14 protein-coding genes are annotated in these 11,777 nt (G+C 71.2%); 7 read left to right on the forward strand and 7 right to left on the reverse strand.

What is annotated here, in order from left to right; genetic code table 11:
* Positions 1–4: 4 nt before the first annotated feature.
* Both EZM51_RS10700 and EZM51_RS10705 read right to left on the reverse strand, forming a co-directional pair.
* Positions 5–589 carry a hypothetical protein gene (locus EZM51_RS10700; RefSeq protein ID WP_136708239.1) on the reverse strand — a complete coding sequence of 195 codons (585 nt, stop codon included), beginning with the start codon at positions 587–589 and terminating at the stop codon, positions 5–7.
* Positions 590–622: 33 nt separating this feature from the next.
* Positions 623–1,120 carry a pyridoxamine 5'-phosphate oxidase family protein gene (locus EZM51_RS10705; RefSeq protein WP_136708240.1) on the reverse strand — a complete coding sequence of 166 codons (498 nt, stop codon included), beginning with the start codon at positions 1,118–1,120 and terminating at the stop codon, positions 623–625.
* Positions 1,121–1,205: 85 nt separating this feature from the next.
* On the opposite strand from EZM51_RS10705, the gene EZM51_RS10710 reads away from it, so the two are divergent.
* The 3 genes from EZM51_RS10710 (at position 1,206) to EZM51_RS10720 (ending at position 4,061) form a co-directional block, all read left to right on the forward strand.
* A complete protein-coding gene (locus tag EZM51_RS10710; protein ID WP_169053868.1) occupies positions 1,206–1,862 on the forward strand; it encodes a TetR/AcrR family transcriptional regulator in 657 nt (218 codons plus the stop codon).
* A 79-nt stretch (positions 1,863–1,941) separates the two neighbouring features.
* Positions 1,942–2,880 (forward strand): 2-hydroxyacid dehydrogenase, encoded by a 939-nt coding sequence (locus EZM51_RS10715; RefSeq protein WP_136708242.1) that lies wholly within the window; start codon positions 1,942–1,944, stop codon positions 2,878–2,880.
* 194 nt (positions 2,881–3,074) lie between these two features.
* Positions 3,075–4,061, forward strand: a complete 987-nt coding sequence (locus tag EZM51_RS10720) for a serine hydrolase domain-containing protein (RefSeq protein ID WP_136708243.1) — start codon at positions 3,075–3,077, stop codon at positions 4,059–4,061.
* A gap of 103 nt (positions 4,062–4,164) precedes the next feature.
* Here EZM51_RS10720 and EZM51_RS10725 read toward each other — a convergent pair whose 3' ends face one another.
* The gene (locus EZM51_RS10725; RefSeq protein ID WP_169053869.1) at positions 4,165–4,941 is read right to left on the reverse strand and encodes an IclR family transcriptional regulator C-terminal domain-containing protein; all 777 of its coding nucleotides are present in this window, start codon (positions 4,939–4,941) and stop codon (positions 4,165–4,167) included.
* A 171-nt stretch (positions 4,942–5,112) separates the two neighbouring features.
* On the opposite strand from EZM51_RS10725, the gene EZM51_RS10730 reads away from it, so the two are divergent.
* Complete coding sequence (locus EZM51_RS10730) at positions 5,113–5,706, forward strand: DJ-1/PfpI family protein (RefSeq protein ID WP_136708245.1); 594 nt, start codon at positions 5,113–5,115, stop codon at positions 5,704–5,706.
* A 172-nt stretch (positions 5,707–5,878) separates the two neighbouring features.
* The gene (locus EZM51_RS10735; RefSeq protein ID WP_136708246.1) at positions 5,879–6,931 is read left to right on the forward strand and encodes an NYN domain-containing protein; all 1,053 of its coding nucleotides are present in this window, start codon (positions 5,879–5,881) and stop codon (positions 6,929–6,931) included.
* An 18-nt stretch (positions 6,932–6,949) separates the two neighbouring features.
* Here EZM51_RS10735 and EZM51_RS10740 read toward each other — a convergent pair whose 3' ends face one another.
* Positions 6,950–7,477 (reverse strand): DUF1707 domain-containing protein, encoded by a 528-nt coding sequence (locus EZM51_RS10740; protein WP_136708247.1) that lies wholly within the window; start codon positions 7,475–7,477, stop codon positions 6,950–6,952.
* Positions 7,478–7,597: 120 nt separating this feature from the next.
* Here EZM51_RS10740 and EZM51_RS10745 point away from each other — a divergent pair, with 120 nt between their 5' ends.
* Complete coding sequence (locus EZM51_RS10745) at positions 7,598–8,632, forward strand: NAD(P)-dependent alcohol dehydrogenase (RefSeq protein ID WP_136708248.1); 1,035 nt, start codon at positions 7,598–7,600, stop codon at positions 8,630–8,632.
* A gap of 69 nt (positions 8,633–8,701) precedes the next feature.
* Positions 8,702–10,027 carry a DUF1254 domain-containing protein gene (locus tag EZM51_RS10750; RefSeq protein WP_136708249.1) on the forward strand — a complete coding sequence of 442 codons (1,326 nt, stop codon included), beginning with the start codon at positions 8,702–8,704 and terminating at the stop codon, positions 10,025–10,027.
* 36 nt (positions 10,028–10,063) lie between these two features.
* On the opposite strand, the gene uraH is transcribed toward EZM51_RS10750, so the two are convergent.
* From uraH to EZM51_RS10765, 3 genes are all read right to left on the reverse strand, one after another.
* Positions 10,064–10,408 (reverse strand): hydroxyisourate hydrolase, encoded by a 345-nt coding sequence (uraH, locus tag EZM51_RS10755; RefSeq protein WP_136708250.1) that lies wholly within the window; start codon positions 10,406–10,408, stop codon positions 10,064–10,066.
* Positions 10,405–10,914 (reverse strand): 2-oxo-4-hydroxy-4-carboxy-5-ureidoimidazoline decarboxylase, encoded by a 510-nt coding sequence (gene uraD / locus EZM51_RS10760; RefSeq protein WP_248305593.1) that lies wholly within the window; start codon positions 10,912–10,914, stop codon positions 10,405–10,407. Before uraD ends, uraH begins: the two co-directional genes overlap by 4 nt.
* 211 nt (positions 10,915–11,125) lie before the next feature.
* A complete protein-coding gene (locus tag EZM51_RS10765) occupies positions 11,126–11,701 on the reverse strand; it encodes a dihydrofolate reductase family protein (protein ID WP_136708252.1) in 576 nt (191 codons plus the stop codon).
* Positions 11,702–11,777: the final 76 nt, after the last annotated feature.

The following is an 11,777-nucleotide window of genomic DNA, read 5'->3' on the forward strand; positions in this document are numbered from 1 at the left end:
CCGGTCAGTGCCCGTGGGCGAGCTGCTGCAGCACGATGACCGCGAGGCCCAACGCCACGAGGGCACCGAGCGCGGCGAGCTGCTTCCACCACGTCACCTTGGTGCGCCGCACGGCGACGTAGCCGATGAGGGCGAGGGTGGCGAGATAGACGACCGAGGCGGCGACCAGCGCGGCCTCGAGCGGGAAGACGCCGAACGCGGCGAGCGCCAGCAGGATGAGCGGGAGCGCCGCGGAGGCGACTGCGGACCCCGAGACCCGCACCATGCGACCGAGTTCCTCTCGACCGGGGAACGCGGCGTGCACGGCGAGGTGCGCGATCACCTCGGCGACGAATCCCGCGGCGGTGATGGCGACGATCCCGACGAGGAGCGTCACGGCGGCCCGCACCGCACTGATGTGCTCGACGTTCGACAGCTGCACGAGCACGATCGCGAGCCCGGTGAACGTCGCGTAGACCCGCTCCTTCAGTGCCTCTGCGCGCTCGTCCTCGGGCCGGTCGTGGCGGCGTTCGCGTCGTGATCGACGCGGCCCACCACGGACCCGGTCGGACGGCCGATCGACGGCACTGCTGCTCGGCTGCTCCCCCATGCGGGTCACCGTAGCAGGCGGGTCCCGCAGACGTCAGACCACGACGGATGCCGCGGCCGGCGCTCGGCCGCGAGCGCGCTCGGTGTCGCGCATGCCCAGTGCCGAGACGCCGACGCCGTAGGTGACGAAGTCGCCCCGCGGCCGCACGGCGATGCCGATGAGTGCGCCCCGCTCGCCGCCATCCGTGACCTCGAGCCCATGCAGGAGCGCGCGGCGCACGTCATCGGGAAGGTCGGCGACCGGCACCGCCTCGGCGACGCCGTGGAACGTGATCGTCGCCGGCGGAATCCTCACCCACGGCACGAACGGCACGCGCTTCGCGATCGGCACGGTCACCGAGACCGCCGGGTTCGCGGCGACGTGCCGCGCCTTCCACTCGCGTTCGTTGGTGGTGAACCAGATGACGCCGTCATGCACGTGATGCATGACGCCTGCACTGCGGGCCTCGCCGCGAGCCGAGACCATCCCGATCACCATGAAGTTCTCCCTCGCGATGGCCTGCCAGACCTCGTCGCTCGTGATGTCGACCATGCCGCACCTCCGCTTTACATTGTCAAGGCTTTACGATGTAAAGCAGGATATGGACGTTCCCTTTACAATGTCAAGCGGTGGGAGCATGATGACGGAAACCGCGGCAGCACCCGCACCCGGGACACCGGTGACCGGCGCCGGCCAGGGCACCGGCTCACCCGGCCGGGCGGCGCTCCTCCGCGCCCTGGAGGAGCTGGCACGCGAGCAGGGCGTGAGCAACGTCGGCCTCCGAGAGGTCGCCCGCCGTGCGGGACTCTCCCACGCGGCGCCCACGCACTTCTTCGGCAGCCGGGAGGGCATGATCCGGGCGCTGGCGTTCGAGGGGCTCGAACTCCTCGACGACGAACTCTGCGTCGCGCAGGAACGCGACGCGCAGCTGCCCGGACGTGAGCGACTCGTCTCCGACGCCAAGGAGTTCGTCGCGTTCGCCCAGCGGCATCCGGCGCACTTCGATGCGATCTTCCGCACCCCGTCGGCAGCGGCGGGCGATGGCAGCCTCGACCGCGCTCGGCGTGCAGCCCTCGACGGGCTCCGTGCGCTGGTGGCGGAGGTCCATGCCGCGGGCGACATCGGCGGTGACGTGGAGACGGCGTTCCTCCAGCTCTGCACGCTGAGCCACGGCATCGCGTCCCTGGCGGTCGACGGCCTCCTGCAGGGGTTGGACGAGGTGCCCGAGGGGCCGAACGCCGCCGCCGACGTCGTGGAGCGGATCATCCGGGCCCAGGTCGCGCAGCTGCCGTGATCTCGACGCGTGGCCGAAATCCTGCCGCCGGTCACTGCCCGCCCGACGGATCGGGATGCCGCTCTGGAAGGATGGCGGCATGACCGAATCCCGCCTGCTCGTGACCGTGCCCGGCGAGACCCTGCGGGACGCCCTCGCGCACGGCCCCGGCGGCGTGCCCGAGGGCGTCGACGTCGTCGTCTGGGACCTCTCGACCCCGCCGCCCGCCGACCACCTCGACATCGTGGTGCCGCCGTACATGGGCACCGCACGCGTGCTCGGCGCCCTCGAGCACGTGACCACCCGGCTGGTGCAGGCGCAGTCCATCGGCTACGACGACATCGCCGCGGCGCTCCCGCCCGGCCACGTCTACGCGAATGCGGCGAGCGTGCACGAGACGTCGACGGCCGAGCTCGCCCTCGCGCTCACGCTCGCGGTGCAGCGCGGCATCCCCGGATTCGTGCGCGGCGCCGTCGAGGGCCGCTGGGCTCCCGCCCGGCACGCGAGCCTCGCCGACCGTCGCGTGATGCTGCTCGGCTACGGCGGCGTCGGCCGGGCGATCGGGGCGCGGCTCGCCCCGTTCGAGGTCGAGCTCGTGCGAGTGGCGTCACGGGCGCGCGACGACGACACCGGGCGCATCCACGGCATCGACGAGCTGCCGGCCCTCCTTCCCGGAGTCGACATCGTGATCGTCGGCGTACCGCTCACCGGAGAGACCGCGCACCTCGTCGATGATGCCTTCCTCTCGGCACTGCCCGACGGCGCGCTCGTCGTGAACATCTCGCGCGGACGGGTCGCCGACACCGCGGCGGTCCTCGACCACGCCTCGCGAGGCCGCCTGCGCTTCGCGCTCGACGTCACCGACCCCGAGCCGCTCCCCCAGGGCCATCCGCTGTTCGCGCTCCCGAACGTGCTCATCTCGCCGCACGTCGGCGGCGCGTCGACCGCTATGATGCCCCGCATGGCACGGCTCCTGCGCGATCAGATCGAGCGGATGCGCCGGGGCGACGACCCTCGCAACGTCGTGCTGCGCAGCTGACCCCCTGTTTGTGTTCAGAATTCAGGAACAGCGGAAGCGGGCGATGCAGCATCTACGACAAGAGGGGATCACGCGCGACATCCGTGCATTCTTCCACCACTGGATCAAAGCATCTTCGTGAACAACGTGAACCCCTTACCCCGCTCCTGAATTCTGCACCGCCGTCGGCCGACCCGCGCGAGAAAGGAACCTCCATGCCCCGCTTCGACCACGCCTTCGACTGGGTCCGCCGTCACGTCGAGCACGGACCGCTGCCGACCGCCGTGCTCGGCATCGCGACCGCCGAGGGCGTGATCGCACTCGACGCGTTCGGGTCGGAGCGCGGGCGCGCGACATCCGTCGACGATCACTACCCGCTGTTCTCGGTCACGAAGCCGATCGTCGGGCTCGCAGCACTGCGGCTCATCGAGGAGGGTCGGCTCACGCCCGACACGCCGCTCACCGCCGCCGTTCCCGAGTTCGGGTCCGATCGAGACGATCTCGTGCGCCTGCGCCACCTCGTCAGCCACACCTCCGGCATCGCCGAGCCGCCGATGGAGACGCCGCTCGGGCTGCGGCCGTCGCTCCTCGCACCGGGCCGGGATTTCGCAGCCGGCACGATGTCGCGATACTCGACCATCGCGTTCGAGGGCGTCGCGGCGCTCATCGAGCACGCGAGCGGTGCACCGTGGGAGCGGGCGGTCGCGGCCGTCGGCGAGCGAGCGGATGCCCCGGGCATCACCTTCGACGCCGACGCGTCGTCGCACGCCCCCGTCGACGCCGCCGAGCAGGGCGTGGACTACGCCCGGTTCGCAGCGCTGCGGCATCCGGGTTCCGGCGCACTCGCGCGGGCCGTCGACGTGCTCGCCATCGGCAGCGCGCTGCTCCGGAACGACGGTTCGCTCGTCGCGCCCGTCACGTACGATGCCATGCTGCGCCCGCTCACCGCGGGGCTCCCGAAGCTCGAGCCCTACGTCGAGAGCCGCGGCCAGGACTGGGGCTTCACGTGGAACCTGCGCCACTCGGCTCGGGGGCTGCTCGCCCGCGACACGTTCGGCCACGGCGGCTGGGCGGGAGCGGAGTTCTGGATCACCCCGTCAGCAGGGGTGTGCTTCGTGCTGCTCACGAACCTCGGCGCCGGCTTCCGACGGCTCGGCGTCGACGCCGACGAGCTGCACAACGCGGTGGCCGCCGCGGTGTGACGCAGGACGTGCGGTCACCGAGCGTGCATTCGCCGCCCTTCGGCGGGCGGGATCTGCACGCTCGGCGAGGCGGCGTGCGCACGCGCATACAGGCGACAACGGATCAGCCGGCGACGCGCGCAGACACCTGCCACGCCCCGCGGCGCACCGCCCGCTCGAGCTCCCACGCGCGCGACGGCAGGTCCTTCGCCGAGACCGACACCGACACGGCGCCGACCACGCGTCCGGCGGGGCTGCGCACGGGCGCCGCGATGCACGCGAGCTTCGGCAGGTACTCCTCCACCTCGACGGCGAGCTGCTGGGCGCGCACCTCGTCGAGCTGCTCGCGCAGCGTCGCGACATCCGTCACGCTCGACGCCGTGAGCCTCGCGGCGCCGCGCTTCTCGAGGAAGCGGGCGACCGCCGCGTCGTCGCGTGAGGCGAGCATGAGCTTGCCGAACGCGGTCGTGTGCGACGCCTCGGCGAAGCCCACGTGCAGCTGGCCGATGCGCGGATGCTCGGGCGAATCCGCGATGTGCGCCACCGCGATGTCGTCGCCGCGGAACACCGTGAGGTAGGCGGGCGCGTGCGCCGCATCGTGCAGGGCGCGGAGCACCGCTCGCACCGGGTCGGTCGCGACGAGCTGCACCTGCAGCGCGCGTCCGAGCTCGTCGACGGAGCGGCCGAGGATGTAGCGGTGCTCGCCGGGCTGGCGGGTCAGGTAGTCCTCGTGCTGCAGCGTCGCGAGCAGCCGGTAGGCGGTCGACTGGCCGAGCCCGAGCCGCTCGGCGATCTCGGCCGCCGTGAGCCCGGTGGGCGCGGCGCCGACGAGTTCGAGGATGCGCAACGCGCGCTCGGCCGACTGGATGCCCGCGCCGCTCCGGCGCTCCACTGCGCTCATGACGCCGATGCTACGTGCGCGAGCGGCGGACTTCCATGACGATTCGCACATAGTGCGAACGCACCGTGACGCGGTGTGCCGCCCAGGGCGACGATCGTCGGGGGGATGCCGCGGGCGGGGCATCCGACCGACGAAGCATTCCGACCGCCCCGACGTACAGAGAGGTACCCCATGTCGAAGATCCTGATCCTCACCGGCGACGCCGCCGAGACCCTCGAGGTGTTCTACCCCTACCACCGCCTGCAGGAGGCGGGCTTCGAGGTGCACCTCGGCGCGCCGGAGGCACGCAAGCTGCAGTTCGTCGTGCACGACTTCGTCGACGGGTTCGACACGTACACCGAGAAGCTCGGCCACACCTGGCCGGCGGATGTCGCGTTCGCCGACGTCGACCCGGCCGACTACGTCGCCATCGTCGTGCCCGGCGGCCGCGCGCCCGAGTACATCCGCAACAACGAGGACGCGAAGCGCATCGTGCGGCACTTCTTCGAGGCGGATGCCCCGGTCGCAGCCACCTGCCACGGGCCGCTGCTGCTCGCCGCGGCCGGTGTGCTGCAGGGCCGCACGTCGTCGGCGTATCCCGAGCTCGCGGTCGACGTGGAGACGGCCGGCGGCGTGTTCGAGAACGGCGGCGGCGTGGTCGACGGCAAGCTCGTCACGGCCCGCGCGTGGCCCGACAACGGCACGTGGATGAAGGCGTTCCTCGAGGTGCTCGAGGCCGCCGGCGTGCGCGCCGAGGGCGAGCTCGCCGAGGCATCCGCCGGCTGACCGTTCGAGCACCGGGGCGCTCTTGTCGCCCTGTGTTCCCGTTCGCGCGCCGCGTGCCCCTCCGGCCGGGCACCGCGCGCGCGAACGGAAACACAGGGCGGTGGCGTTCCGCCGGGCGCTCCTCCCCCCGCGGGCCTACGATCGAGGTGACGCCAATCGACGGAAGGTCGACATGTCCGCCTCGACAGAACCCCGTGTGGCCCTGTACTTCGATTTCGACAACATCGTCATCTCGCGCTACGACCAACTCCACGGCGACGGCGCGTATCGCAAGGACACGTCGCGCACCAAGACCGTGTCGCCCGGCACCCAGGCCGCCGCGCGGCTGAAGGAGGCGACGGTCGACATCGACGCGGTGCTCGACTTCGCCGCGACGTTCGGCACGATCGCGATCTCCCGCGCCTACGCCGACTGGTCGACACCCGTGAACGCGAGCTACCGCGGCCAGCTCATCGACCGCGCCGTCGACCTCGTGCAGTTGTTCCCGCTGTCGGCGACGAAGAACGGCGCCGACATCCGCCTCGCCGTCGACGCGGTCGAGGACATGTTCCGCATCGAGGACCTGACCCACATCGTCATCGTCGGCGGCGACTCCGACTACGTCGCCCTCGCCCAGAAGTGCAAGCGGCTCGGCCGCTACGTCGTGGGCATCGGCGTGTCGGGCGGCACGAGTCGTGCGCTCACCGCGTCGTGCGACGAGTTCGCCGACTACGACGCGTTGCTGTCGACGGATGCCGCGGTCGAGGAGGACGAGGCCGGCGCGGAGGAGGCGCCGTCCGCACGCACGGAGCCCGAGGCATCCGCCCCTGCTCGATCACGCCGCGCGTCGTCACGCGGGGGGAAGGTGAAGCCCGAGGAACCCTCGACGGAGGCCGCGTCGGAGGCGCCGCCCGAACCCGCCGCCGAACCTGCCGCGTCGAAGTCGACCGCGAAGGCGGCGGCACGTCGCGCGAGCCCGGGGGCCGAGGAAACGCCGACGACGCGCAATCCCGGGCGCCTGCTGCTGAAGGCGCTGGAGTTGCTGCGGGCCAAGAACGACCAGGAGTGGCAGGCGAGCGGTGCCGTGAAGAACCAGATGCTCCGCATGGACCCGGGCTTCCAGGAGCGCCGACTCGGTTTCGCATCGTTCACCGACTTCGTGAAGTCGCGTGCGGGCGTGGTCGAACTCGACGAGACGGGCGGCAACCGCATCCGCATCCGCCCGAAGGCCGCCAAGAAGGACTGACGGCAGACCGGAGTCCGCTCAGCCGGAACGACGGCTGTCGCCGCCCGGTCCGTAGATGATGATCGCGGCGACCGGGATGATGAAGAACCACAGCCACGACCACGCGAAGTACCCGGCGAATCCGAACAGGAAGAACAGCCCGACCGCGAGGAACGGGGTGAGCGCCATGATCGTGTCGCCGATGCGGCCGCCGAGCGCGCGTGAGCCGCGCGGCTCCCGATAGGCGTCGGCGCCGTAACCGGTGATCGGTGCCGCGGGCGCCGGCGGCGCTGGGGGGACAGGGGGTGCGGCAGGCATGGGCCCCGGCACCGCCGTCGTCGGCTGCGGCAACTGCTGCTCGGCGGGTGCCGAATCGGGAAGGTCGGCGAAGAGCGGCATGAGGTCGCCTCTGGTGACGGCTCTGCGCACGGCGCTCGCCCGCTCCTGGTACTCGGTCTCGGCGAGGCGCCCCTCCGTGCGAGCGGCCGCGAGAGCGCCCACTGCCTCGTCGCGCTCGGCGTCGCTCAGCCGCAGGTCGGGCCGGTCTGGATTCGCATATCCGCTCATGGGTCCAGCCTGCCGCGTCCGCACGGCGGAACGGAAGGACTTTCGTCCGCGACATCCGCCGCCTCGACCGTGCAGACTGTGGCGCAGGCGGAACCGCCACGACGAACGGAGCACGTGGACATGAAAGCACTGCAATACCGCGAGATCGGCGCCGAACCCGAGGTGGTCGAGGTCGAGACACCCGAACCGGGTCCCGGTCAGGTACGCCTCAGGGTGACCGCAGCGGGCGCCTGCCATTCCGACAGCTTCCTCATGAGCCTCCCGGAGGACCAGTACACCTTCGGGCTGCCGCTCACGCTCGGCCACGAGGGTGTCGGCGTCGTCGACAAGCTGGGCGAGGGTGTCACCGGCCTCGAGCTCGGCGAGTCGGTGGCGGTGTACGGCCCGCAGGGCTGCGGCCGCTGCTACCAGTGCGCGCAGGGCAAGGAGAACTACTGCCCGCGTGCCGCCGAACTGGGCATCGCGCCTCCGGGCCTCGGTGCGCCCGGCTCGATGGCCGAGTACATGCTGGTGCCCGACGCGCGGCATCTCCTCCCGCTCGGCGACCTCGATCCGGTCGCGAACGTGGCGTTGACGGATGCCGGCCTGACCCCGTATCACGCGATCAAGATGTCGCTGCCGAAGCTCGTGCCCGGCTCGACCGCCGTCGTCATCGGTGCGGGCGGACTCGGCCACGTCGCGATCCAGATGCTGCGCGCCCTGACCCCCGCCATGGTGATCGCGCTCGACGTGAGCGTCGACAAGCTGAAGCTCGCGACCGAGGTGGGCGCGCACCACGTGTTCCCGTCCGACGGCGAGTCCGCCGAACGGGTGCGGGAACTCACGCACGGCACGGGCGCCACCGCGGTGTTCGACTTCGTCGCGATCCAGCCGACCCTCGACTCGGGCCACGCCATGGTCGCCACGGAGGGCGACCAGGTGCTCGTCGGCGTCGGCGCCGGCACGCTGCCGAGCGGCGTGCTCGCGGGCCCGTACGACTCCGCGGTGCGTTCGCCGTACTGGGGCTCGCGTTCGGAGCTCTTCGAGGTGTTCGAGCTGGCGCGGACGGGTCACGTGAAGGTGGAGACCGAGGTGTTCTCGCTCGACGAGGCGCCCGAGGCGTACCGGCGGCTGCACGACGGCACGCTCCGCGGTCGCGCGGTGGTGGTGCCCTAGGTCGGCTCGGGCGCGCGTCGCCCGTGTCGGAGCGGCGTGTGGTCCCGTCGGAGCGCGAGGATGGAGACCATGTCGATTGCTCTCGAAGATCTCGCAGCCAAGGCGTATCTGTTCGGCTTCCCCCTCGTGTTCAACCTCGATCAGGTGCACCGGTACGTGACGACCGGCATCGGCAAGAACCCGGCCGCGCCCTGGAACCGGTTCAGCCATGCCCGCTCGCTGGCCGGCCCCGACGACACGTTCGTCACGATCAACAACGACACCGTCTACTCGATGGCGCAACTCGACCTCGGTGCGGGGCCGGTGAGGCTGGAGGTCCCCGACACGGCGGGCCGCTACTACGTGCTGCAGTTCGTGTCGGCCTGGACCGACAACTTCGCCTACGTCGGACATCGGGCGACCGGCACGGCGGCCGCCACGTATCTGCTCGTCCCGCCGGGCTGGCAGGGCGAGCCGGCCGGAGAGACCGTCATCCACGTCCCCACCCGCGTCGCATCCATCGTCGGCCGGTGGGCGGTCGCGGGCGACGACGACCTGCCGGCGGCGCACGCGTTGCAGGATGTCACGACGCTGACGCCGATCGGATCGGCTCAGCCGGAGGGGCTTCCCGCGTACGACACCGGCCTCAGTGAAGCGCTGCAGTTCTTCGACCGGCTCAGGGCGTGGAGCCAGGCGTTCCCGCCTGCGCCGCGAGACGCGGACACGCTCGCCGGGTTCGAGCCGCTCGGCCTGACGACGATCGGCGCCACGCCGTACGGCATCGACGCGGAACTGGATGCAGCCCTGGAGGCCGGGTACGCGAAAGGCAGGGAGATGCTAGACGGAGTCGTCGCGTCGGGTGGCGGCAACGCGATCGTGAACGGCTGGAACCTCGCCTACCACTCGTTCGACTACAACCTCGACTACTTCGAGGTGGGCTCCCTCGATGAGCCCGCATTCAAGATCGCGGATCCCGAGCGGCGGATCGTGCAGCGTGCGGGTGCAGCCCTGGGCGGGCTGTGGGGCAACCAGGCGTTCGAGGCGGCCTACATCGCCACGTACGTCGACGACCGGGGCGATCGGCTCACCGGCGAGCGCACCTACACCCTCACGCTGGACCCGCCGCCGCCCGTCGATGCGTTCTGGTCGCTCACGATGTACGACGTGCCCGACTACTACCTCGTGGACAATCCGATCGGGCGATACTCGATCGGCGACCGCACGCCCGGCATCCGGTACGAGGACGACGGGTCGCTGGTCATCACGATCTCCCACACGGAGCCGGAGGACGAGAGGGCCCGCGCCAACTGGCTCCCGGCTCCGGCCGGCGAGTTCCGCCCGGTGCTGCGGATGTACGAGCCCACCCGGGAGATCCTCGATCAGTCCTACCTCGTTCCCGCCATCGTGCGCGTCTGAGTGCCGGAAGATCGACGTCTCGAGTGCTCCGCTTCCTCAGCTGCCGCGGTAGGTCGAGTACCCGAACGGGCTGAGCAGCAAGGGGATGTGGTAGTGCTCGGATGTCTCGGCGAGCTCGAACACGATGACGACCTCGGGATAGAGCGTGGGACGGTCGCCGAAGTACGCGCCGGTGTCGAACACGACCCGGTACACGCCCGCGTCGAGCGCCTCGGGACCGAGCCGCGACGCTCGGCCGTCGGCGTCGGTCACGGCGTCCGCCACCGGCGACCAGGCGTCGGCGAGGCGGTCGCGTCGCTCGAGTCGCACCGCGACGCCGGCGGCCGGTCGGCCGAGCGAGGCGTCGAGCACGTGGCTGGTGACGTGGCTGCGCGCGCTCATGTCGCCGCTCCGATCCGGGTCGGGGCATCCGCGAAGAGCTTCTCGAGTCGCAGCAGCATGATCTCGCGGAGCTGCTCACCCACCACGGCGAGCTCGCTCGCGTCGTCGAGTTCGAGTCGCCGGTTCAGCTCATCCAGGATCTCCGACCGCGATCGCCCGGCGGCGCGGATGAGGAAGACCCGGCCGAACCGCTCCTCGTAGGCGCGGTTGCCGGCGGCGATCGCCGCGGCGAGCTCGGCGGCGTCGGCCGACGACTGCTCGGCGCGTGAGAACCGCGCGGCCGCGCCGTCGCCCGTCGGCTTCTCGCCGATGCGCGGGTGCGCCGCGAGCGCCTCGTCGATCTCGGCCGGTGCGAGCGGGGTCGCGGCCGCCATCGCCGCGGCGAGGAGCTCGTCGAGCGACGCGTACGGCGCGGCATCCGCCACCTCGTCGACCCAGCGCTCGACGTGCAGGCAGGCCCGCAGCTCGTCGCGGAACAGCTCGCGGGCCTCGGTTCGGTCGCTCACCCGGTGCTCCTCCCCTGCGGCTCCGTTAACTGTAGCCATGCGGATGTCCCGCGGCTGCCTCCGACCGTCGACATCCGCCCGCGACATCCACTCGCCGGCGGCAACTGAGGGGATCACGACGACTGAGGTCGTTCCGGCCGTGATGCCCCCCAGTCGCCTCGAAGTCCTCAGATGCGCGACGCGGCCACGTCGAGACACCCGCGCAGCACCGTCAGCCCGAGCGACGCGAGTATTCGGCGATGGTCACTCCGGACCCGTACGGCGTGCTCGACGTGAGCTCGAAGTCACGCGGCCGGTAGGCGTCCCCAGCGAACAGCGGGATGCCCGCGCCGAAGAGCACGGGGTTCACCTTGAGCACGAGCCGGTCGATCTCGTCGACGAGTGCGGCCGCGAGGCCGCCGCCGCCGCAGAGCCAGATGTCCGCACCCTGCTCTTGCTTCAGGGCGCGCACGACGTCGACCGGGTCGTCGGCGGTCACATCGAGCCGGTCGCCCTCCGCGCTTCGAGACCGCGAGAACACGACCTGTCGGAGGTGCGAGTACGGACTGGTCACGCCGAACGACAGCCCCACGGCGTAGGTGTTCCAGCCCATGAGCACGGTGTCGAACACCTCGCCGGGCTGCTCGATGCCGAGCGCCGCCGCAGCCGCGGTGGGCACCGTGTCGGGGTAGCGGGCGTAGATGGCGTCCATGTGGTCGCCCTCGGCGAGGAGCGCGTCGTATTCGCCCGCGGGGCCCGCGATGTATCCGTCGAGGCTGGCGGCGACGTAGTACACGAGGTTTCGCATTCGTTGATTCCAATCACAACCGATGTAGTGGTTGAGCGAAAGTACCACAGCCGTAGTGGTTGCGTCTACACTCGAC

The organism is Agromyces sp. H66 (assembly GCF_004959775.1).
GTDB lineage: Bacteria > Actinomycetota > Actinomycetes > Actinomycetales > Microbacteriaceae > Agromyces.

Excerpts from the sequence above, each read along its gene's own strand:
- EZM51_RS10700 (WP_136708239.1), bottom strand. The coding sequence starts at position 589 with ATGGGGGAGCAGCCGAGCAGCAGTGCCGTCGATCGGCCGTCCGACCGG.
- EZM51_RS10705 (WP_136708240.1), bottom strand. The coding sequence starts at position 1,120 with ATGGTCGACATCACGAGCGACGAGGTCTGGCAGGCCATCGCGAGGGAG.
- EZM51_RS10710 (WP_169053868.1), top strand. The coding sequence starts at position 1,206 with ATGATGACGGAAACCGCGGCAGCACCCGCACCCGGGACACCGGTGACC.
- EZM51_RS10715 (WP_136708242.1), top strand. The coding sequence starts at position 1,942 with ATGACCGAATCCCGCCTGCTCGTGACCGTGCCCGGCGAGACCCTGCGG.
- EZM51_RS10720 (WP_136708243.1), top strand. The coding sequence starts at position 3,075 with ATGCCCCGCTTCGACCACGCCTTCGACTGGGTCCGCCGTCACGTCGAG.
- EZM51_RS10725 (WP_169053869.1), bottom strand. The coding sequence starts at position 4,941 with ATGAGCGCAGTGGAGCGCCGGAGCGGCGCGGGCATCCAGTCGGCCGAG.
- EZM51_RS10730 (WP_136708245.1), top strand. The coding sequence starts at position 5,113 with ATGTCGAAGATCCTGATCCTCACCGGCGACGCCGCCGAGACCCTCGAG.
- EZM51_RS10735 (WP_136708246.1), top strand. The coding sequence starts at position 5,879 with ATGTCCGCCTCGACAGAACCCCGTGTGGCCCTGTACTTCGATTTCGAC.
- EZM51_RS10740 (WP_136708247.1), bottom strand. The coding sequence starts at position 7,477 with ATGAGCGGATATGCGAATCCAGACCGGCCCGACCTGCGGCTGAGCGAC.
- EZM51_RS10745 (WP_136708248.1), top strand. The coding sequence starts at position 7,598 with ATGAAAGCACTGCAATACCGCGAGATCGGCGCCGAACCCGAGGTGGTC.
- EZM51_RS10750 (WP_136708249.1), top strand. The coding sequence starts at position 8,702 with ATGTCGATTGCTCTCGAAGATCTCGCAGCCAAGGCGTATCTGTTCGGC.
- uraH (WP_136708250.1), bottom strand. The coding sequence starts at position 10,408 with ATGAGCGCGCGCAGCCACGTCACCAGCCACGTGCTCGACGCCTCGCTC.
- EZM51_RS10765 (WP_136708252.1), bottom strand. The coding sequence starts at position 11,701 with ATGCGAAACCTCGTGTACTACGTCGCCGCCAGCCTCGACGGATACATC.